Annotated in this window: 24 protein-coding genes and 2 tRNA genes; 14 read left to right on the top strand and 12 right to left on the bottom strand. The window is 65.3% G+C overall.

The features are described from left to right. Positions 1-293 precede the first annotated feature (293 nt). The 8 genes from JHC36_RS02910 to hrcA all read right to left on the bottom strand — a co-directional run bounded on the left by JHC36_RS02910 (position 294) and on the right by hrcA (position 7,111). Complete coding sequence (locus JHC36_RS02910; protein WP_124220362.1) at positions 294-1,178, bottom strand: competence/damage-inducible protein A; 885 nt, start codon at positions 1,176-1,178, stop codon at positions 294-296. Continuing rightward, positions 1,120-2,028 carry an EI24 domain-containing protein gene (locus tag JHC36_RS02905; protein ID WP_287915615.1) on the bottom strand — a complete coding sequence of 303 codons (909 nt, stop codon included), beginning with the start codon at positions 2,026-2,028 and terminating at the stop codon, positions 1,120-1,122. The genes JHC36_RS02910 and JHC36_RS02905 overlap by 59 nt, the downstream gene beginning before the upstream one ends. Positions 2,029-2,104: 76 nt before the next feature. Continuing rightward, positions 2,105-3,076, bottom strand: a complete 972-nt coding sequence (locus tag JHC36_RS02900) for a sterol desaturase family protein (RefSeq protein ID WP_287915613.1) — start codon at positions 3,074-3,076, stop codon at positions 2,105-2,107. Between the two features lie 30 nt (positions 3,077-3,106). Next, entirely contained in the window at positions 3,107-3,898 is a 792-nt protein-coding gene (locus tag JHC36_RS02895; RefSeq protein WP_503006794.1) for a polysaccharide deacetylase family protein, read from the bottom strand. Between the two features lie 76 nt (positions 3,899-3,974). Then, positions 3,975-4,880, bottom strand: coding sequence for a YVTN family beta-propeller repeat protein (locus tag JHC36_RS02890; RefSeq protein WP_287915622.1), 906 nt, complete (start codon positions 4,878-4,880; stop codon positions 3,975-3,977). Between the two features lie 221 nt (positions 4,881-5,101). Next, positions 5,102-5,848: a pseudouridine synthase gene (locus JHC36_RS02885; protein ID WP_124220373.1), complete on the bottom strand. Its 747-nt coding sequence runs from the start codon at positions 5,846-5,848 to the stop codon at positions 5,102-5,104. Positions 5,849-5,945: 97 nt separating this feature from the next. Next, positions 5,946-6,022: transfer RNA gene (locus tag JHC36_RS02880), tRNA-Ile, on the bottom strand. Between the two features lie 42 nt (positions 6,023-6,064). After that, positions 6,065-7,111, bottom strand: coding sequence for a heat-inducible transcriptional repressor HrcA (hrcA, locus tag JHC36_RS02875; RefSeq protein WP_287915605.1), 1,047 nt, complete (start codon positions 7,109-7,111; stop codon positions 6,065-6,067). 41 nt (positions 7,112-7,152) lie between these two features. Between hrcA and JHC36_RS02870 the strand changes: the two genes are divergently transcribed. The 3 genes from JHC36_RS02870 to rapZ all read left to right on the top strand — a co-directional run bounded on the left by JHC36_RS02870 (position 7,153) and on the right by rapZ (position 10,744). After that, the gene (locus JHC36_RS02870) at positions 7,153-8,052 is read left to right on the top strand and encodes an NAD kinase (protein WP_287915603.1); all 900 of its coding nucleotides are present in this window, start codon (positions 7,153-7,155) and stop codon (positions 8,050-8,052) included. 2 nt (positions 8,053-8,054) lie between these two features. Next, complete coding sequence (gene recN, locus JHC36_RS02865) at positions 8,055-9,734, top strand: DNA repair protein RecN (RefSeq protein WP_287915602.1); 1,680 nt, start codon at positions 8,055-8,057, stop codon at positions 9,732-9,734. A 143-nt stretch (positions 9,735-9,877) separates the two neighbouring features. Beyond that, positions 9,878-10,744, top strand: a complete 867-nt coding sequence (gene rapZ / locus JHC36_RS02860; RefSeq protein ID WP_503006791.1) for an RNase adapter RapZ — start codon at positions 9,878-9,880, stop codon at positions 10,742-10,744. On the opposite strand, the gene mutY is transcribed toward rapZ, so the two are convergent. From mutY to mutM, 3 genes are all read right to left on the bottom strand, one after another. Then, complete coding sequence (gene mutY / locus JHC36_RS02855; protein ID WP_287915601.1) at positions 10,676-11,785, bottom strand: A/G-specific adenine glycosylase; 1,110 nt, start codon at positions 11,783-11,785, stop codon at positions 10,676-10,678. The genes rapZ and mutY overlap by 69 nt on opposite strands. After that, entirely contained in the window at positions 11,782-13,731 is a 1,950-nt protein-coding gene (locus JHC36_RS02850) for a dynamin family protein (protein ID WP_287915600.1), read from the bottom strand. The genes mutY and JHC36_RS02850 overlap by 4 nt, the downstream gene beginning before the upstream one ends. Before the next feature lie 108 nt (positions 13,732-13,839). Beyond that, positions 13,840-14,655, bottom strand: a complete 816-nt coding sequence (gene mutM, locus JHC36_RS02845) for a bifunctional DNA-formamidopyrimidine glycosylase/DNA-(apurinic or apyrimidinic site) lyase (protein ID WP_287915598.1) — start codon at positions 14,653-14,655, stop codon at positions 13,840-13,842. A 23-nt stretch (positions 14,656-14,678) separates the two neighbouring features. Here mutM and JHC36_RS02840 point away from each other — a divergent pair, with 23 nt between their 5' ends. The 7 genes from JHC36_RS02840 (at position 14,679) to pth (ending at position 20,371) form a co-directional block, all read left to right on the top strand. After that, the gene (locus tag JHC36_RS02840; protein ID WP_287915595.1) at positions 14,679-16,406 is read left to right on the top strand and encodes a tetratricopeptide repeat protein; all 1,728 of its coding nucleotides are present in this window, start codon (positions 14,679-14,681) and stop codon (positions 16,404-16,406) included. Further along, the gene (locus JHC36_RS02835; protein ID WP_287915592.1) at positions 16,403-16,912 is read left to right on the top strand and encodes a lipoprotein insertase outer membrane protein LolB; all 510 of its coding nucleotides are present in this window, start codon (positions 16,403-16,405) and stop codon (positions 16,910-16,912) included. The genes JHC36_RS02840 and JHC36_RS02835 overlap by 4 nt, the downstream gene beginning before the upstream one ends. Continuing rightward, positions 16,909-17,754 carry a 4-(cytidine 5'-diphospho)-2-C-methyl-D-erythritol kinase gene (gene ispE, locus JHC36_RS02830; protein WP_287915589.1) on the top strand — a complete coding sequence of 282 codons (846 nt, stop codon included), beginning with the start codon at positions 16,909-16,911 and terminating at the stop codon, positions 17,752-17,754. Before JHC36_RS02835 ends, ispE begins: the two co-directional genes overlap by 4 nt. A 33-nt stretch (positions 17,755-17,787) precedes the next feature. Next, a tRNA-Gln gene (locus JHC36_RS02825) sits at positions 17,788-17,864 on the top strand. 63 nt (positions 17,865-17,927) lie between these two features. Beyond that, positions 17,928-18,905, top strand: coding sequence for a ribose-phosphate pyrophosphokinase (locus JHC36_RS02820; protein ID WP_124220394.1), 978 nt, complete (start codon positions 17,928-17,930; stop codon positions 18,903-18,905). Between the two features lie 95 nt (positions 18,906-19,000). Then, positions 19,001-19,630: a 50S ribosomal protein L25/general stress protein Ctc gene (locus JHC36_RS02815; RefSeq protein ID WP_287915585.1), complete on the top strand. Its 630-nt coding sequence runs from the start codon at positions 19,001-19,003 to the stop codon at positions 19,628-19,630. A 90-nt stretch (positions 19,631-19,720) separates the two neighbouring features. Continuing rightward, positions 19,721-20,371, top strand: coding sequence for an aminoacyl-tRNA hydrolase (pth, locus tag JHC36_RS02810; RefSeq protein WP_124220398.1), 651 nt, complete (start codon positions 19,721-19,723; stop codon positions 20,369-20,371). Positions 20,372-20,408: 37 nt separating this feature from the next. Here the strand turns inward: pth and JHC36_RS02805 are convergent, their stop codons facing one another. Then, positions 20,409-20,696 carry a YfhL family 4Fe-4S dicluster ferredoxin gene (locus tag JHC36_RS02805; RefSeq protein ID WP_287915581.1) on the bottom strand — a complete coding sequence of 96 codons (288 nt, stop codon included), beginning with the start codon at positions 20,694-20,696 and terminating at the stop codon, positions 20,409-20,411. 118 nt (positions 20,697-20,814) lie between these two features. Here JHC36_RS02805 and JHC36_RS02800 point away from each other — a divergent pair, with 118 nt between their 5' ends. From JHC36_RS02800 to JHC36_RS02785, 4 genes are all read left to right on the top strand, one after another. After that, positions 20,815-21,672 (top strand): 3',5'-nucleoside bisphosphate phosphatase, encoded by an 858-nt coding sequence (locus JHC36_RS02800; protein ID WP_287915578.1) that lies wholly within the window; start codon positions 20,815-20,817, stop codon positions 21,670-21,672. 320 nt (positions 21,673-21,992) lie between these two features. Then, positions 21,993-22,616: an L-threonylcarbamoyladenylate synthase gene (locus JHC36_RS02795; RefSeq protein ID WP_124220402.1), complete on the top strand. Its 624-nt coding sequence runs from the start codon at positions 21,993-21,995 to the stop codon at positions 22,614-22,616. Between the two features lie 62 nt (positions 22,617-22,678). Beyond that, positions 22,679-23,332: a site-2 protease family protein gene (locus JHC36_RS02790; RefSeq protein WP_124220404.1), complete on the top strand. Its 654-nt coding sequence runs from the start codon at positions 22,679-22,681 to the stop codon at positions 23,330-23,332. 15 nt (positions 23,333-23,347) lie between these two features. Next, positions 23,348-24,363: tryptophan--tRNA ligase (locus tag JHC36_RS02785; RefSeq protein ID WP_287915575.1), on the top strand; the 1,016-nt coding region annotated here is incomplete at its 3' end.

Here is a 24,363-nt window from a genome sequence, read left to right as displayed (position 1 = left end):
GTTGTTTGCCACGGGTATCGGAGAAGCGGAAGTCAACGAACTTGACTTCGTTTTCCTTCACCATCTTCATCACGTCGTCGACGGTCTTGGCCATCAGATGCTCCTGGGTTGAAAGCGAGGGACGAAAAAATCACGAAAACGGCATGCAGCTTCCGTGCCAGATTGACCCGATGCCGCAAGGTTCGCAACCCCACATTGTGCCTTGGCTGGGGCCATCCTGAATATGAAAAAATCCGCCGCCGCGCGCATGATGCGCCAACTTGGTGCATACAAGCTTGATCTATTTTGGTGCATCAAATTTTGCGCACCACTTCGGGGCCAATCCGCGCTGCAAATGCCTTCAGGCCGTCCACGAGCGCAGGCCAGGCCTGCTCGACCGCTTCGGGCGAGCCTTTGAGCCCGAGTTCAATATGTCGCCCCCACTGCGGATGATCCACGCTGGGGAGACTGAAGACCTTGACCGCCGGATGCTCGGCTTCGATGCGCTGCATCAGCGGAGTCAGGGTCGCCTCCATGGCATCAAAGACGACCAAGGAGCGTTCCACCCACCCTCCGCGCTGAAAGCGATCCGAATAATGATGATCCAGCACCCACTCGATCATCGGCCAGGCCATGACCGGGAAGCCCGGCACGAAGTGCACCATGCCACCCCCCGGACCGGCGCAACTGAAGCCCGCAATCCGGTTGTAGGGGTTGGGGATGAGCCGCGCGCCCACCGGGAACACCGCCATGTTGAGACGGTGTTCGTTCTCGGCGCGGTCGGGGTCGTAGGGCTCGCCTTTCTCGGCAGCGATTTCGCGCATGCGCTGGCGGATCAGTTCGGCCGCTTCAGCGTGCAAGGCCAAGGGCACACCCAGCGCCCGCGCAGCGCATTGGCGGGTATGGTCATCGGGCGTCGCACCGATGCCGCCGGTGGAAAACACGGCATCGCCCGACGCGAACGCCCGCCGGAGCACCGCGGTGATGCGCACCGGGTCGTCGCCCACATACTCGGCCCAGGCCAGCGCCAAGCCGCGCGCGCCCAGCAGCTCGATGACCTTGCCGAGATGCTTGTCGGCACGCTTGCCCGAGAGGATCTCATCGCCAATGACGATGAGGCCAAACCCCGGCGATCGGGACTCAGCGGGGAGCGGCGGGGGCGGATGGGGCGTCGAGAGGTCGTGCGGCTTCGGATTCATCCGGCAATGCTAGCGCGTCCGCAGGCCCCGGCGCGGGGGCTTGCGGCGCGGGAGCCGCTTGCTGACGCAGTTCAGCCAGCGCCGCCAGGCAGTAATGGACGAACCACAACGAGGAAAACGCAAACACCAGCGTGTAGAGCCACAGTGCCAGCGGCACGAGGATCAGGAAGGCCGCAGCAAAGAGTGCACCCGAAGCCCACACCAGACTGGGCGCCGCACCCAGATAGCCGCAAATCACCCCCATAGCGAGCAGCTTGCCGCGGTGCGCGCGAAAGATCGCCTGTCGTTCGTCGCGGCTGGCGTGCTCGGCGAGGGCGTCGAAAGCCATGACCCGATAGGTCAGCCAGCCCCAGATCAAGGGCGGCAGGATGAGGATCAGCGGTGGCACCAGCCACAGCGGCATCGAGACCAACATCGCCAGCAGCGCGGCTAGCGTCGAGCCGAGCGACCAGAGCACGCTCCAAAACAGCGAGCCGCCGTGCCGCCGCTCGAGCTGCGCAAAGCGGCGCTCCGCGACCAGCGCGACCATGGCCGGCGTCATCAGCATGGCCACGACCAGCAGCGACACCAGGGCGAGCAGCGGCGTGACGGTAAAGATGACGATGAGCGGCGCCAGTGCTGCCTTGAGCCGCGCCAGCCCCATGCCGTCGAGCCAGTTCCAAAGCGGCGTGGCCCAGTCCGAGCCGTCGAGCAGACCCCGCACCCAGGCGACGGCCGGCTCCCACCAAAACCAGCCCAAACCGAGCGCGAGCGCGATCGTCAGCACCAGCGGCAACACCGACAGCGCGATCACCCGCGGGCGCAGCAGGTAGGCGACAGCGCGCCAAAAAGAATCCAGAAGCAAAGCCATGACTGCAGCATACCGGGCTGCCCCTGCCGGTCAAGCCCGCCACCGGCGGGGCATCCGGTGCGCGGCAACGGGCCGGTCAGGCCCGACCGACGAGGCGCTTCAAGCCCAGCCACTGCTGCGACCAGAAGCCGTCTCCATAATCGCGGCCCTGCTCGACCTGGTCGCGCACGCCGGTGGGCTCCCAACGATCGGCGAAATTCGCGGTGCCGAGCAGCATGTCCCACCACGGAAACAGGACGCCGAAATTGCAGCCGCCGAGCGGTGCCGCGCGCTGACCGTCACGGGCCGGCGCTTCATGGCCGATGCCAATGGCATGGTGCAGACGGTGAAAACGCGGACTGATCCACAGCCGCTCGCCGATGTGCCCAAAAGACAAACGCAGGTTCGCATGCTGCAAGCTCTCGCTGAGCTGGCTGAACGCAACGAGCGCGACGAACTGGCCCGGCGGCACGCCGATGAGCACGGCGACCGCGACGAACAGCAGGTCGACGATGATGCTGTCGAGCAGATGGTTGCGGTTGTCGGTCCACATCGTCACTTGGCGCTGTGCGTGGTGCAAGGCATGGAGCCGCCACCACCACTCGAACTGATGCTGTGCGCGGTGCACCCAGTAGTTGATGAAATCAAACACCACGAGGTAGAGGAAAAAGCTCACCAAAGCCTGGTCGGTCACACCGGGCCAGAGCTGATCGAGATGCAGCGTCGGCATACCGCGGGCGCGCAGCACCGCAATGCCCGACTCGAGCCAGTTCTCGAAGGTGAAAAACATCACCAGCTTGAATAGCCCCAGTCGGTGCAGCAAGGTGTAGAGCACATCCACCCGCACCGCACGCCGATCCGTCACGGGCTCGACCGGGCGCCAGCGCTGCAAAGGCCCGATGACCAGCAGCAGCACCGCAATCTGGATCAGCCCAACGAGCACCCAGCCCGTACCCTCATAGGCTTCCTCGAGCAGATTGCCCCAGCCCAGCGCGAAAGCGACCGGCTGCACGATGGACTCGAACAGCCCCTCCTGCACCCGGGAAAAGACATCCAACCATCCGTCCATGAGGCGTATTATGGGGAAACCGGGGCCGGCTCAGGTTTGATGCGCCGCAATCCAGGGCGCGTAGGCGGGGTGTTCGCGCAGCGTCGCAAAGCGCAGGCCCCGGGCCCGGAGGCCAACGATCAAAGGTTCGAGCACCTCGGGCGCCCAAGGCACCCGGCGCGACCAGATGCCCAGATGGGCAAGCAGGATGTCGCCCGCTCGCACGTCACGCAGCGCCTGGGCGAGCAAGCGGTCGTTCGGATAGGTCTCGCTCGGCAGTTCATCACCAAGAAAACCGGCGCTCGACCAGCCCACATGCGCCCAGCCGCCCGCGCGGGCCGCCGCCAGCAAGGCGGGTGAATGCTTGCCGCCTGGCGCACGCCACAGCGGCAGCGGCGCCACGCCAGTGATCTCACGCAACCGATCGGCGGCGCGGGCGATGTTGGACCGATAGGCGTCCGCAGTCCAGATGCGCTCGCGCCCGGCCTCGGGGCCGGCGGTAGGGCGCACACGGAACCGCGGCTCACCCGCACCGTCCGGCACGTCCCCACGCCAATACGCGTGGTCGTAGGTGTGCGAGGCGAACGCATGGCCTTCTTGGCCGCGCTCGGCCCACCAAGGAGCCCAATGCGCGCCGAGGCTACCGTCTCCGACCTGCGTGGGCTCGTTGGCCGCGAAAAACGTCACACGCACGTCCTGACGGCGCAACACCTCAGCCACAAAGGGCGCAATGGCCATGTGACCGGTGTCGAAGCTGAGGTAGATCGGCTCGGCGGCCGCTGCGCTGGCATTTTTTGAGGCTTTTATCCCGTTTGCCAGCGCCAAATGCTGCGGTGCCGCTATTGAAAGTGAAGCAAAGAGCCCGCCGATGCGCGCCAGCGCCCAGCGGCGCGGCACCGAGGCGCCACCCGTCGGCGCTTCACTGCCGCGGCACATGGTCGAGCGTCCAGACACCGTGCGGCGACTTGCCCACGGGGATCTGCTGCACCACCTTGCGGCTCGCGAGGTCGATGATGGTGAGCTTCTTCGCCCAGCGCGAGGTGACGAACAGCCGCTTGCCGTCGGCCGAAATGTCCATGTCGTCCGGGCCGGAGGGTGCGGGGAAGCGGTCCACCACCTCGAGCGTCAGGTAGTCGATCTTGCTGATGCTGTTGGCGACGCGGTTGCTCACGAAGACATGGCGGCCGTCACCCGCAGCGCGAAACGAGTGCGCGCCTAGCCCCGTGAGCAGCTTTTTCACCAGATGCGGTGCCGGGCCGCTCACGTCGTAGACCTCCACGCCATCGCCGCCGGTCAGCCCCACGAGCAGCAGCCGATCACCCGGCACGCCAAACACGTCGGCCGGCAGGGCGCCAGTCTTGATGCGCCATTTGAGCGTCTGCGTGGCAAGGTCGATGGCCACGAGTTCGTCGCTGTCCTGCATGGTCGAATAAACCGTGGTGCTCTTGCTGTCGATCCAGAGGTGGCTGGGCGTTTTGCCGGTCGGGATCCGCTTGACGAGCGTGAGTTCGCTGCCGTTCCAGCGGTAGATATCGACATGGTTGAGCCGGTTCGCCGCGGTCACGAACCATTTCATGTCGGGCGAGAAGCGCAGGTGGTAAGGATCGAGAATGGCCGTGACGGTGCGCTGCACTTCAGCCGTGCGCGGGTCGATGAAGGTCAGCGAATCACCCAGCGCATTGGCCACGATGACCGACTTTTCATCGGGCGTCAGGTAGATGTGATGCGGCTCCTTGCCGGTTGGGATGCGCTTGATCTCACGGCCCTGCTCCGGATCGATGACGCTCACCGTGCCGTCGAGTGAATTGAGGACGAACAGCGGCATGCCTGCGGTGGCCACGCCCGAAACGGCCAGCAACAGGCCCGCGAACCAGAAACGGAGCACAAAGAACTTCAAGATCGGCACTTTCATGGGGAACTGAATAGTGTATCGGCGCCGCGACGCGCGGCCGGCCGTCCATGGGCGATCCCCGCCGCGGGCTGCCATGATCGCTCTAAATTCAGGAGCACCGAAACACCGTTTGACGCCGGCAAGCAGCGATCCTGTTACTTTTTTCCGCCAGGTGCCAGATAACCGACCCGGCGCAGGTCATCGGCGTCGAGCCAGCGCCACTGACCGGGTGGCAAGTCCTCGGGCAGTGCCAGATCCCCGATGCGCGAGCGGTGCAAGGCCTCGACCCGGTTGCCGACCGCCGCCACCATGCGCTTGACCTGGTGGTACTTACCCTCGGTCAGCGTGAGCCGCAGCGTGTTTGTGCCGGTCGCCTCGCAAGCCGCTGCGCGCACCGGCTGCGGGTCGTCGTCGAGCACCACGCCCGCGAGCAAGCGCTGCACCTGCGTCGCATCGACCGGGTGCTTGGCCGTGACCTCGTAGACCTTGGGCACGTGGTGGCGCGGGGAACTCAAGCGGTGGATGAACTGCCCGTCATCGGAAAGCAGCAGCGCGCCGGTGGTGTCCTGATCGAGCCGCCCGACCGCCTGTACGCCCTGCAGCGCGGCCCCCTTGACCGGCCGCTGGCGCAGCGGCGCGGGCAGCAGGGTGTAGATGCTCGGCCAAGCCGAGGGCTTGTGCGAACACTCATAGCCCGCGGGCTTGTGCAGCAGCACGTAAGCCCGCGCCCGGTAGACCCAGCGCTGCCCTTGCACCTCGAACACCAAGCCCTCGGGGTCGAGCTCCGTGCCCGGCTCGGGCATCGCGACTCCTGGCACCCGTACCCACCCATGCTGGATCAGCCCGGCACAGATGCGGCGCGTGCCAAAGCCCTGGGTGTAGAGAATGTCGTCGAGGCGCATGCGGAGGGTGGGAGGTGGCGCTGGCGGCCCTGGCGGCGCCAGCAGCGCCACGGTCGCTCGGCGCGTGACCCAAGGACACGTCGGAAAGCGGGGAGAGTGGTAGGCCGTGCAGGGCTCGAACCTGCGACCCAGGGATTATGAGTCCCCTGCTCTGACCAACTGAGCTAACGGCCCGTGGGTTCGATTGTAGGCGGGCGCCCGACGCTCGCTCGCCGCTCAATCGCCAGCCTGGCTCAGCGCCTGGCCGAGCAAACGGGACGTGATGTCGACGATCTGGATCATGCGGTCGTAGGGCATGCGGGTCGGCCCGATCACGCCGAGCGTTCCGACGACCGAGCCATCGACCTCGTACGGAGCGCTGACGATCGAAAGCTCCTCCACCGGCACCATCTGGCTCTCTCCCCCGATGAAGATCCGAATGCCATCGGCCTGGCTGCTCACGTCGAGCAAACGCATGAGTTGGGTCTTCTGCTCGAACAGATCGAATGCGCGCCGAAGCTGATCGAGGTCACTCGAAAAGTCGTCCACGGACAAGAGGTTGCGTTCGCCGGCGATGACGACCGCCTCCTGGGCGTCATTGAGCGCTTCGCTGCCGACCTGCACGGCGGCTTGCATCAACGCGGCGATTTCACCCTGCAAGGTCCGCACCTCATCTTTGAGCTTCTCGCGCACCTGCTCGAGCGCCATGCCAGCGTAATTGGCATTGAGGTAATTCGATGCCTCGGTGAGCTGCGAGGTCGTGAAATCGGTCTGAGTGCTGATGACGCGGTTTTGCACATCTCCCTCGGGCGACACGATGATCACGAGCAAGCGCTGCGCGGAGAGCCGAAGAAACTCGATATGCCTAAAGACCGATGGCCGACGCGGCGCCATGACCACACCCACGAAATGCGACAGGTTGGACAGCAGATGCGCCGCGTTGGAAATCACCTTCTGCGGCTGGTCCGGGATGAGGCGCGACTCGAGCTCGGCAGCCGGCAGACTGAGCGCGCTGCGCCTGACCGTCAACAAGGTGTCGACGAAAAACCGGTACCCTTTGGCCGTTGGTACCCGCCCCGCCGAGGTGTGCGGACTCGCGATGAGGCCGAGTTCCTCGAGGTCGGCCATGACGTTGCGGATCGTGGCCGCCGAGAGCTCCAAACCGCTGGCCTTGGAAAGGGTCCGCGATCCGACCGGCTGTCCTTCGGCGATGTAACGCTCGACCAGCGTGCGCAGCAAAATCTTGGCGCGCTCGTCGAGTTGTGGAATGGTTTCACCCAGCATGAGTCTCTGAGCCCGATGAATTTGATGATGTAATTTGCCACATGCGATCTATCTTCCACCATGTCGCGCTCATCGGCAAATATCAGGCCACGGGCCCGTCCGGGGCTCAGGCCGGATCGCTGCGATCGGCCCTGGAAGCGATTGCCCACTTCCTGCATGAAAACGGGTGCGAAGTTTCGCTCGAGCACCAGACTGCGACGCACTCGGGCTTGAGCGGCTATGCAGCCCTCGACGTCTCCGAAATCGGCCGCCAGTGCGACCTGGGCTTGGTCGTCGGGGGCGATGGCACCATGCTCGGCATTGGGCGCCAGCTCGCGCGCTACGGCACCCCTTTGGTCGGGATCAACCACGGGCGACTGGGCTTCATCACCGATATTGCGCTGTCGAATTTCCGTGAGGTGCTCGGGCCCATGCTACGGGGGGAGTTCGAGGAAGATCCGCGCGCCCTCATGCAAGCTCGTGTGCTGCGCGATGGCCTGTGCGTGTTCGAAGCCCAGGCCATGAACGACGTCGTCGTGCACCGCGGCTCGGTCTCCGGCATGGTGGAGCTGCGCGTCGAAGTGGGCGGCCGTTTCGTCGCCAACCAACGGGCCGACGGGCTCATCATCGCAACCCCGACGGGCGCCACCGCCTACGCGCTCTCCGCCGGCGGACCGCTGCTGCACCCGTCGATCGCGGGCTGGGTGCTGGTGCCGATTGCGCCGCACACCCTCTCCAACCGGCCCATCGTACTGCCCGACGACCAGGAGGTCGCCATCGAAATCGTCTCCGGTCGGGACGCCAGCGCCAATTTCGACATGCAGTCCCTGGCCTCGCTGCTGCATGGCGACCGCATCACCGTTCAACGCTCCGAATACCGCGTGCGCTTCCTTCATCCTCGCGGCTGGAGCTACTTCGACACCCTGCGGCGCAAGCTGCACTGGAACGAAGGGGGTTCCTGAACGTGGCTCTCCGAAGCATTCATCTGCGCAACTTCGTCATCGTCGAGGAGGCCGCCCTCGAGTTCGAGGCGGGCTTCACGGCCCTGACGGGAGAAACGGGCGCGGGCAAATCCATCCTGATCGACGCGCTGCAGCTGCTGCTCGGCGACCGCGCCGACGCATCGGTCCTCCGCGAAGGTGCAGATCGCGCCGAACTCAGCGCCGAATTCGACTCGACCCCCGCTCTGGCGGCCTGGTTGAGCGACAACGGCTTCGATGCCGACGACGCCATCCTCCTTCGGCGCACCATCGATCGGCAAGGACGCAGTCGCGCCTGGATCAATGGCACACCCGCCACCACCAGCCAGCTGCGCGCCCTCGGCGAATCCCTGATCGACATTCATGGTCAGCACGCCTGGCAAAGCCTGACCCGCGCCAGCGCCATCCGTGCGCTGCTCGACGCCTACGCCGGAGCCGACACCGCCCAGGTCGCTGACCGCTGGCAACAATGGCAAAGCGCCCAACGCGCACTGGCAAGCGCCGAGTCCGCACAGGAGACGCTCGCCCGCGAACGAGAGCGTCTCGACTGGCAACTGAGCGAAATCGAGCGACTCGCGCCGGGCGAAGACGAGTGGTCGGAACTCAACGCGAGCCACAGCCGGCTCGCCCATGCCCAGGCGCTCATCGATGCGGCGGCCTTGGCGGCGCAGAGCCTCGCGCCCGAAGACGACGTGCCCGGCGCCATCGACTCGCTGGCTCGGGCGCATCATGCGCTCCTGGAACAAGCATCGATCGAGCCCGAATTTGCGGCGATCGCCGACATCCTCGCCCAGGCACTCGCCCAGGCCGAGGACGCGCTGCACAGCCTCAACGGCTACCTGCGCAAGACCAGCGTCGACCCCGAGCGACTCGCGTTGCTCGATGCCCGACTCGCACTCTGGTTGTCGCTGGCCCGCCGCTACAAGTCCCCCCCTGAGGACCTGCCGGCGCTGCGCACGCGCTGGCTCCAAGAGCGCGCCGAACTCGAGGCCGCGTCCGACCTCGATGCGCTTCGCAAGGCCGAGCGTGCGGCCGCGGCGGCCTACCAGGAAGCCGCACTGCAACTCTCCCAGCAGCGTCGTGCCGCCGCGCCCCGTCTTGCCGAACAAGTCACCCGCCGGATGCAATCCCTCGGCATGGAAGGCGGCCGCTTCGAGGTTGAGATCCGCCCCCTCGAGACGCCCGCCAGCTCCGGTATCGACGATGTCGTCTTCCTCGTCGCGGGCCATGCCGGCAGTGCGCCCAAGCCGGTCGCCAAGGTCGCCTCTGGCGGTGAACTCTCGCGGCTCTCGCTCGCCATCGCCGTCACCACGAGCGAACTGGGCGCTGCGCCCACGCTGATCTTCGACGAAATCGACGCGGGCATCGGTGGGGTCGTGGGTGACGCCGTCGGGCGCCTGATGCAAACCCTCGGTCGACACCGGCAAGTGCTGGCGGTCACGCACCTGCCGCAAGTGGCCGCCCATGCCCACCATCACCTCCGTGTCGCCAAGCGCTCTGGCGCGGACGGCCGCACGATCAGCTCCGTCGAGGCGCTCAACGCCACACAGCGGGTCGAGGAAGTCGCGCGCATGTTGGGCTCGGACGCGGGCAGTCGCACCTCGATCGCCCATGCGCAAGACCTGCTGGAGCGGGCCGCACGCGCCGAAGTGACCGCACCATGAGCGCCGCACCCAGTCGGTCCCTCGAACACTCGGGCGTCCCGCCGCAAGGAAATGACCCTGCGCAGCCTTCGCCTGACACACCCGCAGCGGCTACACCCACCGCGGATTCGCCGGACGCCTCGACGAAACCAGCGCCCCCCCCGTTGAACCTGGTCTTGATCACGGGTCTGTCTGGCTCCGGAAAGTCGGTGGCGCTACATGCACTCGAGGACGCTGGGTATTTCTGCGTCGACAACCTGCCGCCGGAGCTGATCGGCCCTTTCATCGCCCTGGAGCAACGCCACGCGGCGAGCCGGGTTGCCATCGCCATCGATGCGCGTAGCGCGGACTCCCTCTCGGTCGTTCCCGATGAACTCTCACGCCTGCGCGCACAGGGGCTGAACGTGCAGCCGCTGTTCCTCGACGCCACCACCGACACCCTCGTTCGGCGTTATTCCGAAACCCGCCGCCGCCACCCGCTGTCCAAGCCGGAGATCGCCGACCAACACCGGGCCCTGGTCGAAGCCATCGAGCTCGAACGCCGGTTGCTGACCGATCTGCGCGAAATCGCGCCCGTCATCGACACCAGCCTGATGCGCGCTGCGCAATTGCGCAGCTACGTGCGCGACCTGGTCGCCGCCCCCGCCACCTTGCTGACGCTCGTGTTCGAGTCCTTTGCCTTCAAGCGCGGGGTTCCAGTCGATGCGGATTACGTCTTCGACGTGCGCATGCTGCCCAACCCGCATTACGAGCCGGAGCTCAAGCCACTGACCGGCAAAGACGCAGCCGTTGCCGAATTCCTGGCACAAAAAGAGTCTGTGGCGGCGATGGAACGCGACATCACCCGCTTCCTCGACGCTTGGCTCGAACCCTTGAGCGACAGCCACCGCAGCTATGTCACCGTCGCCATCGGCTGCACCGGTGGACAACACCGCTCGGTCTATTTGGTCGAGCGCTTGGCGCTACGGTATCGCGGCCGCTGGCCGACGCTCGTGCGGCATCGCGAGATCGACGCTGCGGCTCCGGGCTGAATCTTGAAGCCAGACCCGGATCGGTGCGGGTAAGCCCAAACGCTCCCATTGCGCGGGCAAATACCAGTCGGCGCCATCCAGAAACTGAGGCGCGCCCGGCGGATCCAAACACCAGCGCACCGGCTGCAGCGTCAAGTCGAGATGCGTGAGTCGGTGCACCCGCGGCGATTCGGTCTGCCCGGCACCGGTCAAACCCCAGCCGCGGTGCACCGCGTCGCGCAGCGCGTCGAGGGAGTCAAACGCCGGCAAGCAATGCAGCCCGCCCCAAATCCCGCGCGCGGGTCGGCGCTGCAACAGGGTGGCACCGTCTGGGCGCTCCAGCCACAGCAACCAAAGCTGCCGACTCTGCCGCGCCAGTGCCAGACGGCGCATCGGCAGCCGCTCGGGCTCCCCGGAAGCATAGGCCCGACAATCGCCAGCCAACGGGCATGCCGCACACCGTGGTCGCCGCGGGGTACAGATCATGGCCCCGAGGTCCATCAGGCCCTGGGTGTATCGGGGCATCGAAGTCGGCTCTTCGATCGGGACGAGCATCTGCGCCCGCTGCCAAAGCGCGTCGACGTTGCGCGCCTTCGACAAATCGGCATCGAAACCGAGGTGGCGCGTCAGTAGCCTGCGCACATTGCCATCGAGGATGGAGACGGGCTCATGGAAACAAAAACTCGCAATGGCCGCCGCGGTCGAGCGACCGATGCCCGGCAGCCGCTCGAGTTCCGCCGCGCAGGTCGGAAAGCGGCCGCCATAAACCGCACAAACGACTTGCGCGCAGCGGTGCAAGGAGCGCGCCCGGCTGTAGTAGCCCAAGCCACTCCAAAGGCCGAGAACCTCGTCGATCGGTGCCTCGGCTAGGCTCTGAACATCGGGAAAACGGGCGAGAAAGCGCGGGTAATACCGCAGGACCGTCGCAACCTGCGTCTGCTGGAGCATGATCTCCGACAGCCAAACCCGATACGGGTCGGCGCTCTGTTGCCAGGGCAAGCCGGAGCGTCCTTCCCGTTGCTGCCACTCGACCACCCGACTTGCAAAACTCGCCAGCGTCATGCCGCGCGCGCCATGGGCTCGCCCGTAGCCGTTGGCGCCAGCACGAACGCCACTTCCTCGGCCACGCGCTCGCGCAGGCGGTCCATCTCGCTGCGCCGCTCGCTGATCTCGCGCAATCGATCCTCCAGGCCGCCTGCGGCATTTTCGATGCGCTCGACCGCCTCGCGCCGCCGCTGAAACGCCTTGCGCCGTTCTTTGAGCTGGGCGTCGAGTTGCGCGGTCGCCGCCTTGCTCCAAAGTTCGATGTCGGTCTGCAGGGCTTCGAAGATCGCTCGCACCCGGGCCGCGAGAGCGCGCATCAGCTGCTCCGCAAAAACCGCGCGCGCCAGGCGGATCGCCTGTCCGAGACCCAGGTATTGACGATGGGCCTGCTCGATGGCGTCGAGCTCGCGCAGCACCGCCGAAACATCGACCGCCTCGGCCGCTTGCAGGCTGAAGCCGAACTCGGCGTTGAGCTGCGAAAACGTGGCGCTCAACATGCCCTGCAGTTCCAGGTTCTGCTCCTGAACCTGGGTCAAAACCGAACGCAAGCGGTCGAAGGTCGCACGGAAGGTTTCGCCCAGGTGGAGCTTGAACCCGGGCTGCGCCAACTGGGCCCGAAGCTGGGCCATCTCGCGTTTGAGCGTCGAGGTACTCAGCAGATCCAGCATCTCGGTCTGCCGTTTCAGGTGTACCGACCGCAGCGCGTGGATCCGTGCGGCACTGGCTTTGAACTCCGCCTCTTCCTGGGCTATGCGCGCACGCATTTGCCGGATGACAGCCTCATTCTTGCCGCGAAGCGAGGCAAGTTCATGGTACTGCTCGGTGAGCTCACGCTGTCTTTGCTCGACCGTTCGCATGACGAGTTGCTGCACCTCATCGAGCCCCTTGCGAACCGAGGCCCGAAGCACCTCCTGCCGGCGGCCCAGGACTTCATCGGCCAACATACGCTCGAGCCGTGGCAACCCGCTGGCGTGCAGCAGCGCTTCGTTGTGGGTGAGCTTGGCCAACAAGCCTTTCTGCGCCGAAATGGCGAGCACGCGTGAGGGTTCGAGCTGTAAAACCTCAGCCACCGACCGACGCTGAGCCTCGACCTGCTCGGCGATCACGGCCGGCGCGCTGATGCCATCCCAGAGCACGTCCACCTTGTTGAGCACCACCAGGCGGCTTGCCGCTTCGGCCGGGCGACCGCCGAGCGATTGCTGCCAGATCGCCAGATCCGAACGCGTCACACCCGCATCGGCCGCCAGCAGAAACACCACCGCGTGCGCTTGCGGCAGCAGACTCAAGGTCAGCTCCGGCTCGGCTCCGATGGCGTTGAGCCCTGGCGTGTCGAGCACGACCAAGCCCTGCTCCAACAAAGGGTGCGGCAGGTTCACCCAGGCATGGCGCCAACGGGGAATGAGCACTTGCCCCGCACGGTCGACTGCCAGAGCTTCCTGATCCGCGTCCCCCAGAAAACCCAGGGCACGCGCCTGCGCCTCGGAGACCGCGACCGTTTCGGTGACCCTCGCCAGCGCCTGAGCGAGCCGCTCAGGGTCCGTTGCATCGAGCGCGACCTCGACCCAGGCCTCAGGCCGCTCGCGCCATTGCGCCAGCGCTGCCGGATCACTGCGTGTTTCGACGGGCAAGAGCCTCAGCGTCGGCGGCACGGCTGGGTCGTAGCCGATTTCCGTCGGGCACATGGTCGTGCGGCCCGCGCTCGCCGGCATGATGCGCCGACCCTGCCCCGCGAAGAACAGCGCGTTGATGGTTTCCGACTTGCCGCGGGAAAACTCCGCGACGAAGGCCACCGTGATGCGGTCGGTATTCAGTTGCTGCTCCAGCAGCCGCAGGCGCTCGCGGCTTCCATCCTCGAGCAAATCCTGATTTTCCAGCCAAGCTGCGAGGTGCTGCAGGCGCGTGCGCATTTTCAAGCGCCATTGCCTGTGCTGCCCCAACCCTGCATCGAACGTCGTATCGGTCACGCTGCCCTCCTGAACGGCAACGCCGAAGAGCCCCTCGAACTGCCCGGACGCGCAGCGCGCAAGACTTCTTCAGCGTCGGCTTGACCCACTATAGCCGAGCGAGCCCGGTCATGTTTGACAGCGCGGGCAGTAAAACGTCGACCGCTGCCCCAGCACCACCGAGCGCACCGTGTGCCCGCAGCGTGGACAAGCTTGGCCCGCCCGTCCATACACCGCCGCTTCCTGCTGAAAGTGCCCAGGCTGCCCCTCGGCCGAAAGAAAGTCCCGCAAGGTGCTGCCCCCGGAATCGAGCGCCCGCTGCAGAACACGACGAATCGCGGCGTGCAGCCGCTCGGCGCGCTGGCGGGAGAGGCGGTGTGCGGGCGTCGTCGGCCGGATGCCCGCTTCAAAAAGCGCCTCCGAAGCATAAATATTGCCCACGCCCACAACCAAGTCGCCCGCCATCAAGGCCTGCTTGATCGTCGTGCGTCGCTGCCGCAAGCCGAGGTGGAATACGTGGGCGTCGAAATCGCCGCTCAAAGGCTCAGGCCCGAGGTGGCCGATGAGCTTACGCACCATCGGCGCATCGGGGCTTGCACCATAAACGACCGCCCCGAAACGGCGTGGGTCGTGCAAGCGCAAGACCCCGCCTTCGACCTGCAAGTCAAAGTGATCGTGGGGGCCAGCGGGAGGACTGCCCGTGTAAAAGGCAAGGCGACCCGACATGCCCAGATGCACCACGAGCACGCCACCGCCGTCGAGGTCCACCAGCAGATATTTCCCGCGCCTGCGGACCGCGCCGATGACTTGCCCGATCAGTTCTTCGGCCGCAACGCCCAGCGGCCAGCGCAAGGGCTTGCCGAGCCGTACGCCGACGATGCGCCGACCCGCGAGCTTGGGAGCAATGCCGGCACGTGTGACTTCGACCTCGGGCAACTCGGGCATAGGGCTTCCATTATTATGGGGCAATGAAGCCTGCATTGTGTCTTGCGCTCGCGCTGTTGCTTCCCCTGAGCAACCCCGCCGTCTCGGCGACGCCCGAACCCCCCGAGCCGCCCTATCGCTCGAGCCTCGACGCCCCACTGTTCTATCAAATCCTCCTCGGCGAGCTCTACCTGCGGGCCGGCGATGCTTCGACGGGCTACGCCTTGATGCTCGACGCTGCGCGCCGAACCCACGAGCCTCGGCTGTTCAAGCGCGCGGTCGACATTGCGCTCGAAGCCCGCGAGGGAGACGCTGCACTCGAAGCGGCCCGCGCGTGGCGCAAGGACCAGCCGCATTCACTCGCAGCCGGACGTCTGCTGCTTCAGCTGCTCGTCGCGCTCAACCGAATCGAAGAAACCGAACCGCTGCTGCGCGAATTGCTCGAAGACATCGCACCCTCGGAGCGGGCATCGGCCATTGCGTCGATCCCCGCCCTGTTTGCGAATGTGCGCAGCGGCCGCGATGCCGCGGAGCGGGTGACGCGGGCGCTGGCCGATGCCTTGCGCCAACCCGAGACGGCCCCCGCGGCCCACGCGGCGATCGCCCGGCTGTGGCTACAGGCCGGCGATGCCAGCGCGGCGCTCGAGGCAACGCGCCGCGCGCTCGATCACGATCCCCGCTCCGAAGCGGCGGCTCTGGTTGCGGCGGAACTCGTCGGCCCCGAGCAGCCGACGGCTGAGGCCTTGGTCGAGCGCTATCTCTCTGCCGCTCAACCGCCATCGACCTCAGTCCTGCTGACCTACACCCAATCCCTGATCCGACAGGGCCGGCGAGCCGAGGCGATGCAATGGCTCGAACGGGCCACGCGAGAGGCACCCCAACAAGCGCAGGCCTGGCTCGCGCTGGGGCTTTTGCAAGCCGACGAAGGTCTGGCCCGCGCCGCACATGCTTCGCTCGAGCGCTATCTCGCGCTGACGGAAGCCGAAGCCGCGCGGCACCCGGGCGGCAGAAACACGGCCCTCATGGCGCTGGCGCGCCTGGCCTTGCGTTCGGGACAGATCGAGGAGGCGCAGCGCTGGGTCGCTCAACTCCCGGAAGATGCCGAGTCCTTGCAACCCGTGACGCTCAAGGCGAGCCTGCTCGCTGCACAGGGCAAGCTGGACGAAGCGCGCCGCCTGATCCAGTCTTGGCCGGCGGCTTCGGCCGAGCAAGAAGTCGCGCGCCTGATGGCCGAAGTACGGCTGCTCCAAGACCATGGTCAGCCGGCCGAGGCATTCCGCCTGCTCGAAGAAGGGGTCAACCGCTGGCCAGACGATCCGGATTTGCGCTACGAGTTGGCCCTGGCCGCTGAACGGCGCGGCGACCTGGCGCGCATGGAACGGGAACTGCGAACCCTCATCGAGCGTCACCCGCGGTTTCACCATGCGTACAACGCCTTGGGTTATTCGATGGCCGAGCGCAACGTGAATCTCGACGAAGCGCGCCAGCTCATCCTCAAAGCGCTCGAATTTGCACCCAAGGATCCGTTGATTCTGGACAGCCTCGGTTGGGTCGAGTACCGCTTGGGCAACCTGAGTCGTGCGCGCGAAATTCTCGAAGGCGCTTTCGCCGCGATGCCCGACGCCGAGATTGCCGCACATCTCGGCGAGGTGCTGTGGGCCTTGGGCGACCGTGAACAGGCGCGTCGGGTGTGGGAGGCGGGTGCACGGATCAACCCGAACAACGCCACGCTCACGGCAACGCGCAAACGCCTGACGGGCGAAAAGCCATGAAGCGGCGCTGCTGGCTGTTGGCCGCCGGCGGGATGACGCTGCTGGTCGGCTGCGCGACGACGCCCCGGCCAGACACCATCCAGCCAGCACTCGGGCGCCACAACCATTGGCAAGGCCGATTCGCGCTGCGCGTGGACGATGGCCAGGATCAGGCGTTCTATGCGCCGTTCGAACTTCATGGCAACATGCAAGAAGCTTGGCTCCGGCTCTACAGTCCGATCGGTACCGTGCTGGCCGAACTGCGCTGGGGCCCCGGGGGGGCGCAACTCAACCGAGACGGTCGCATCGAACTCTATGATTCGCCCGAGTCGATGAGTGAGGCGCTGCTCGGAACCCGCATTCCGTTTGCGGCCTGGTTTGATTGGCTCGATGGCATCCCGACCGAGGCGCCTGGTTGGGCCGTCGACTTGGCCGATTACCCGATGGGTCGGCTGCATGCGGTGCGCACGGATCCCCAGCCCTCTGTCGATCTGCGCATCATCCTGGAAGACGCTCGCTCGTCATGAGAGCCCTCTTCGACATCCCGGCGCCGGCAAAACTCAACCTGTTTTTGCACATCACCGGCCGCCGGCCCGACGGTTACCACTTGCTCCAGTCGGCCTTCATGCTGATCGACTGGTGTGACCGCTTGCACTTCGAGACGCGTCACGACGGCCAGATCACTCGGCGCGACATCGGCGCGGCGCTACCCGCCGAGGACCTGGTCGTGCGCGCAGCACGCGCGCTGCAGCAACGAACCGGCTGCGCTCTCGGCGCCGAGATCACGCTCGAAAAGCGCATTCCGACCCAGGCTGGGCTCGGCGGAGGCTCGTCCGACGCGGCCAGCACGCTGCTCGCCCTCAATCGCCTCTGGGGCCTGAACCTGCCGCTGGCGGCGCTGATGCGCATCGGCTTGGACCTGGGCGCCGACGTGCCGTTCTTCCTCGGTGGACGGCACGCATGGGTGGAAGGCATCGGCGAGGTCCTCCAGCCGATCTCACTCGAAGCCGAGCGTTTCGTGGTGGTCAAACCGCGCGGCGGGCTCAGCACCGCCAGCGTCTTTGGCTCGGAGAGCCTCAAACGGGACTTTTTTCCTGCTATAATGGCGGTCTTTGCAGACGACCCCTACCGCTATGGTTGCAATGCTTTGCAAGACGTCGCGGTTGGTCAGTGCCCGGAAATTGCGCGTGCGATCAAGTGGCTTCAATCACTTGGCCTTGCGGCTAGAATGACGGGCTCAGGCAGTGCGGTTTTCGCACCCTTGGGTGCGATCGAAGCGGTTCCTGAACCGCCCGAGCCGTGGGAAGTGAAAATCTGCAAAAATTTGGTGGCTCATCCGCTGCTCGGTTGGGCTGCCAGCGACGATTGAAGGTAGGCTGAATTCAGTTCAGCAAACCTGCGTAGGGGAGTCGCCAAGTTGGTTAAGGCACCGGATTTTGATTCCGGCATGCGAGGGTTCGAGTCCTTCCTCCCCTGCCAAAACCCTGTCTCGTTGTGGCGCAACGCCATTCTCTGACGTCCGTTTCGACTGCTGGAAACCGCATGCAAGCCCCCCACGCACCCGACTTCATGGTGTTTACCGGCAATGCCAACCCCGGACTTGCCGCCGAAATCACGCAACATCTGGGAACGGGTCTGGGCGCTGCCCATGTCGGACGTTTCTCGGACGGCGAGATCATGGTCGAGATCAAGCAAAACGTCCGCGCTCGAGATGTGTTCGTGGTGCAGTCGACCTGCTCGCCGACGAACGACAATCTGATGGAATTGCTGATCATGGTCGACGCGCTCAAGCGCGCATCGGCCGAGCGAATCAGCGCCGTCATTCCCTACTTTGGCTACGCGCGTCAAGACCGCCGCCCGCGTTCGAGCCGGGTTCCCATCACCGCCAAGGTGGTGGCCAACATGCTGCAAAAGGTGGGTGTGGCCCGGGTTTTGACGATGGACCTGCACGCCGACCAGATCCAAGGCTTTTTCGACATTCCGGTCGACAACATCTACGCCTCGCCCGTGCTGCTCGGCGATCTGCGTCAAAAGCGTTATTCGGATCTGATCGTCGTCTCGCCCGACGTCGGCGGGGTCGTCCGTGCACGTGCGCTGGCCAAACAACTCGATTGCGACCTTGCCATCATCGACAAACGTCGGCCACGCCCGAACGTGAGCGAGGTCATGCATGTCATCGGCGACATTGAAGGGCGCAACTGCGTCGTCATGGACGACATGATCGATACCGCAGGCACCTTGGTCAAAGCCGCCGAGGTGCTCAAGGCGCGGGGTGCCAAGAACGTTTACGCGTATTGCACGCATCCGATTTTTTCCGGCCCCGCGATCGAACGCATCGCCCGGGGTGAGGCGCTCGATGAAGTCGTGGTCACGAACACGATTCCGCTGAGCGAAGCGGCGCAGAATTGCCCAAAAATCCGGCAGCTTTCCGTCGCGCCGCTGATCGCTGAAACGATTCAGCGCATCGCAACCGGCGAATCGGTCATGAGTTTGTTCTCGGATCAGGACAACCTGTTCTGATCGAGGCATCGGTGGGTCTGCGGCCAGCTTGGGTCGCGGGCCTTTTTTGTCATGGGGTCACACTGGTCGCGGTGGACTCCAATCAGGAGTGAAGCATGAAATTCGTCGCTTATGAGCGTCAAAAGCAGGGAACGGGTGCGAGCCGCCGTCTGCGCATCACCGGCCGTACGCCGGGCATCGTCTATGGAGGCAATGCTGAGCCTCAGCTGATCGAGCTCGATCACAACGCGTTGATGCAGGCCATCCGCAAGGAAGCCTTCCATTCCTCGATCCTCGAGATGGAACTCAACGGTCAGACCACGAAGGTGCTGTTGCGCGACCTTCAAATGCACCCGTTCAAGCCGCTCGTCCTGCATGTGGACTTCCAACGCGTCGACGCCAATACCCGGCTGCACATGAAGGTGCCGGTCCACTACCGGGGCGAAGAAGAGTCGCCAGCCGTCAAGACCGACAAATGCCTGGTGAATCACGTCGTGACCGAACTCGACATCACCTGCCTGCCGGCCGATCTGCCCGAATTCATCGAGATCGACCTCTCGGGTCTGAAGAAGGGCGAGTCGCTGCACCTCAACGACATCACCCTGCCCAAGGGCGTCAAGGTCGTCACGCACGGCAAGCCCAACCCGGTTCTCGTTTCCGTGGTTGCTCCGGCCGAGGAAGAAGAGATCGCCCCCGCTCCTGCCGCCGCTGCTCCTGAAAAGGGCAAGGGCAAAGGCAAGAAGTAAGCCTCACGGCTCCCAGTCGGTTCAAAACGGCCCCTAAGTGGGCCGTTTTGCTTATCCCCAGACGAATCACGCCCCGAACACCACCCGATCATGGTCAAGCTTTTCGTCGGCCTCGGCAATCCCGGACCCGAATACTCGGAAACCCGCCACAACGCTGGGTTTTGGTGGATCGACGCCCTCGCCCGCCAGACCGGCGTCACACTTGCGCCCGAGCGCGGGTTTCAAGCCCTGGTCGGGCGCGGGAACGCGCAGGGGCGACCGTTTTGGCTGATGCAGCCGCAGACCTTCATGAACCATTCGGGTCGGGCGGTTGCCGCGCTGGCGCGGTTCTACAAGATCGAGCCGGCTGAAATCCTCGTGGTTCACGACGAATTGGATCTGCCACCGGGTCAGGTCAAGCTGAAATTCGGCGGCGGCCACGCGGGGCACAATGGCCTGCGCGACATCCACGCTCAACTCGGAAGCCCCGACTATTGGCGACTGCGCATCGGCATTGGGCATCCGGGCGAGCGCAGCGAGGTCGTCGGCTGGGTGCTCAAGCGCCCGCCGCAGGATCAGCGGGCGGCCATCGAAGCATCGATCGAACGCGCGCTCAAGGCATTTCCCATGCTGCTGCGCGACGAGATGGACGCAGCAAGGCTCGTCATCCACACCGCCACGGCACCGCGCCCAAAAGCGCCGGCCGCCGCTCGTCCGCTCCCACCCAATGATGCAGACCCCAAGGCGCCTGCGCAGCCATGAGCCGCGTGGCGGCTGTCGCCACGAATCGGTCTGATTTTTATAGCACTGGAGGCTGATTTTTCGCCGGCAAAGCGCTGTTTTCGGCCTGAAGTCGACGGAATTTCTGCCACAGGGTCTCGCGACTCTCGATCCGGGATGGATCGACCGGGATGCAGGCAACCGGGCAAAGCGCGACGCACTGGGGCTCGTCGTAGTGGCCCACGCATTCGGTGCAGCGGTTGCCATCGATCTCATAGTGCTCGACACCGAGAAAAATGGCTTGGTTCGGGCACTCGGGCTCGCAGACATCACAGTTGATGCACTCATCGGTGATGGTCAAGGCCATGAGCGGGCTCCAAAACGTTCGTGTGGGGGCAAAGCGCGGATTATCCGCCCCGAACGTCGATGGGCCGATTGCGGCGCGCGGCCTGCCGCGCCCCTCCGGGATGCTCTACCATTGCCTCATGCCCCACCCGCTCAATGCCGACCTGCACTGCCATTCGACCGTTTCCGACGGAACGCTGTCCCCGGAAGCCCTTGCCGAGCGCGCCAAGGCCCGCGGGGTGGAGCTTTGGGCGCTGACCGACCATGACGAAATCGGCGGGCAGGAGCGCGCAGCGGCTGCGGCTCATGCGCTGGCCTTGCCTTATCTGACCGGCGTCGAGATCTCGGTCAGCTTTGCCGGCAAGACCGTCCACATCGTAGGACTGGGCTTCGATCCACGCAACGACACGCTGCGCCATGGACTGGAGCAGACGCGCGGAGGTCGCGGTCAGCGGGCGCGCGAGATGGCCGACCAGCTGGCCCGAGCGGGCATCGTCGGCGCCTATGAGGGCGCGCTGAAGTATGTGGGCAACCCGGAGTTGATTTCGCGCACGCACTTTGCCCGATACCTGGTCGAAGCCGGCGTGTGTGCCGACACGAACGAGGTCTTTCGCCGCTTCCTCACCGAAGGCAAGCCCGGCTTCGTGCCGCATCGCTGGGCAAGCCTCCACGACGCGGTGCAATGGATCGTCGGTGCCGGGGGCATGGCGGTGATCGCGCACCCGGCACGTTACGGTTTCACGCCGAACGAGGAATACGCCCTTTTCCTGGAATTCAAAGGGCACGGCGGCCAAGGCGTCGAGGTCGTGACCGGCAGCCACACGGCCGCCGAAGCGCAAACCTACGCAGCGATGGCTCGTGAGTTCGGTCTGCTGGCCTCGCGTGGCAGCGATTTCCACAGCCCCACCGAAAGCCGTCTCGATCTTGGCGCCCTCGACCCCTTGCCTGAAGGGCTGACTCCGGTCTGGGAAGCTCTGGCCGACCGCGTCCTGCACTGAACCTAAATCCGGCAGTTGACCGCTTCTCGCGAAAAGCAAGGTGTTGATGTTTCAGCAATTTTCGGTGTGGAGGCCTTTCACCGTTTGGGTGAGCGCTGCGCACTCGTTCGAGTCGCCCTCGGGCGCGGGGTCGGCGTTGCAAATCCTCGCCATGGCAGCCGCCATGGCTGTGGTTTGCGCCTTGCCCGCGCGCCCGATGACGACCCGCCCAGGCGCGCCCAACTGCCGGATTTAGGCTGAACACCTGCGGCAACGCTGAACCCGTCGCTCGTGGGCAGCCTCGGCCCCGGCGTTGTCGGGCCGACGCGTACACTCGACCCATGGCTCAATTCCTGCAGGTCCACCCCGAAAACCCCCAACCCCGGCTGCTCAAGCAGGCGGCGGCCTTGCTCGCTCAAGGGGGTGTGGTAGCCGTTCCAACGGACTCGAGTTATGCGCTCGCTTGCCACCTCGACGACAAGGCCGCCGTCGATCGACTTCGCGCCCTGCGCGGGGTCGATGAAAAGCATCACCTGACGCTGCTGTGTCGGGACCTCAGCGAGTTGGCGAACTACGCCCGCGTCGACAACCGCCAGTACCGGCTGCTGAAACAGGCGACGCCGGGCCCGTACACCTTCATCCTCGAGGCCACGAAAGAGGTGCCGCGGCGCGTCAGCCATCCGCAGCGCAAGACCATCGGTCTGCGTGTGCCCGACCACCGCGCCTTGCAAACGCTGCTGGAACTTCATGGCGCGCCGCTGCTGGCAGCCACCCTCATTCCACCGGGAGAGCAAGAGCCGCTCAATGACCCGGAAGACATACGCGAGCGCTTCAGCCACGGCTTGGCCGCCATCGTGGACGCCGGGGCCTGCCCTTCGGAGCCCACGACGGTGGTCGATCTCAGCGGTGACGAGATCCAAGTCATCCGACTCGGCCGCGGCGAGCTCGCGCGGCTCGGCCTTTGATCCGCTCCCTCGGAACGCCCCGAATCACCCGCAACCGCGCTTCCTCGACGCCCCCGATCCTCATGATTCAAACCGTCCTCATCTACGCGCTACCGGTGCTGTTTGCCATCACGCTGCACGAGGCCGCTCATGGCTACGCGGCGCTGCGCTTCGGCGACCAGACTGCTTGGCGGCTCGGGCGCGTGACGCTCAATCCGCTGGCGCATGTCGACCCGATCGGCACCATCCTCATGCCGCTGCTGCTCTATTTCGCAACCCAAGGGGCGTTTCTGTTCGGCTACGCCAAGCCTGTTCCGGTGAACTTTGGCAACCTGCGCAACCCCAAGCGAGACATGGTGTGGGTGGCCCTGGCCGGCCCGGGCTCGAACTTCGTGCAGGCTCTGGCGTGGGGGCTCGCCCTCTATCTGATCGTCGGGCTGGGGCTCGAGGAGCGGTTTTTCATCGAAATGTGCAAGGCCGGCATGCTGGTCAACGTGGTCATGTTCGTCTTCAACCTGTTTCCGTTGCCGCCGCTCGATGGCGGACGCATCCTCGTCGGACTGCTGCCCTGGCGGCAGGCGGCCATGCTGTCTCGCATCGAACCTTGGGGCTTCTTCATCGTCATGGCGCTGGTGATTTCCGGCGTCGTCAGTGCGCTGTGGATGCGCCCGCTGATGGCGCTCACCTATGGCGCGCTCGAGTTGCTCCTGACCCCTTTCGCCACCCTGCTTCGTTGAACCTGTATTTCTCGCATGAGTTCCCTGCGCATCCTCACCGGCATCACCACCACAGGCACCCCGCATCTGGGCAATTACGTTGGCGCCATCCGCCCCGCCGTCGAGGCGAGCCGTCAAGCGGGGACAGAGAGCTTTTATTTCCTTGCGGACTACCACGCGCTCATCAAGTGCGAAGACCCTTTGCGGATTCAGCGCTCGACACTCGAAATCGCCGCGAGCTGGCTGGCCGCGGGGCTCGACCCCGCGCGCGTGTATTTCTACCGCCAGTCCGACATTCCGGAGATCCCTGAACTGACTTGGCTGCTCGCCTGCGTCACGGGCAAAGGCCTGCTCAACCGCGCGCATGCCTACAAGGCTGCGGTCGACAAGAACACGGCGGCGGGGCTCGATCCCGATCATGAGGTCAGCATGGGGCTGTTCATGTATCCGGTGCTGATGGCCGCCGACATTCTGATGTTCAAGGCGCAAAAGATTCCCGTCGGCCGCGACCAGGTGCAACACATCGAGATGGCCCGCGACATGGCGCAGAGCTTCAACCATCTCTACGGCGAACACTTCGTGCTGCCCGAAGCGGTCGTGGAGGCCCAGGTCGCCACGCTACCCGGCCTCGACGGCCGCAAGATGAGCAAGAGCTACGACAACACCATTCCCCTGTTTGCGCCGCGCGAGCAGCTGCGCCGGCTCATCATGGGCATCGTGACCGATTCACGCGCGCCAGGCGAGCCCAAGGATACCGAGGGCTCGGCACTGTTCCAGATCTACCAGGCTTTTGCGACGCCCGAAGAAACCGAAGCCCTGCGCCGCGCCTATGCCGAAGGCATCGCCTGGGGAGCCGTCAAAGAACAGTTGTTCGAGCGCATCGACCGCGAAGTCGCGCCCATGCGCGAACGCTACGAGGCCTTGATGGCCAAGCCCGAGCACATCGAGTCGGTGCTGCGCGAAGGCGCCAAACGCGCGCGCCAGATCGCCACACCCTTCATGGCCGAATTGCGCGATGCGGTCGGATTGCGGTGCTTGAATGCGGCCACACG

Origin of the sequence: Tibeticola sp., assembly GCF_022759015.1 — a bacterium.
Lineage (GTDB): Bacteria > Pseudomonadota > Gammaproteobacteria > Burkholderiales > Burkholderiaceae_C > Tibeticola > Tibeticola sediminis.
The sequence above is the reverse complement of the archived record's forward strand: the minus strand, read 5'-3'. Positions and strand labels throughout refer to the sequence as shown.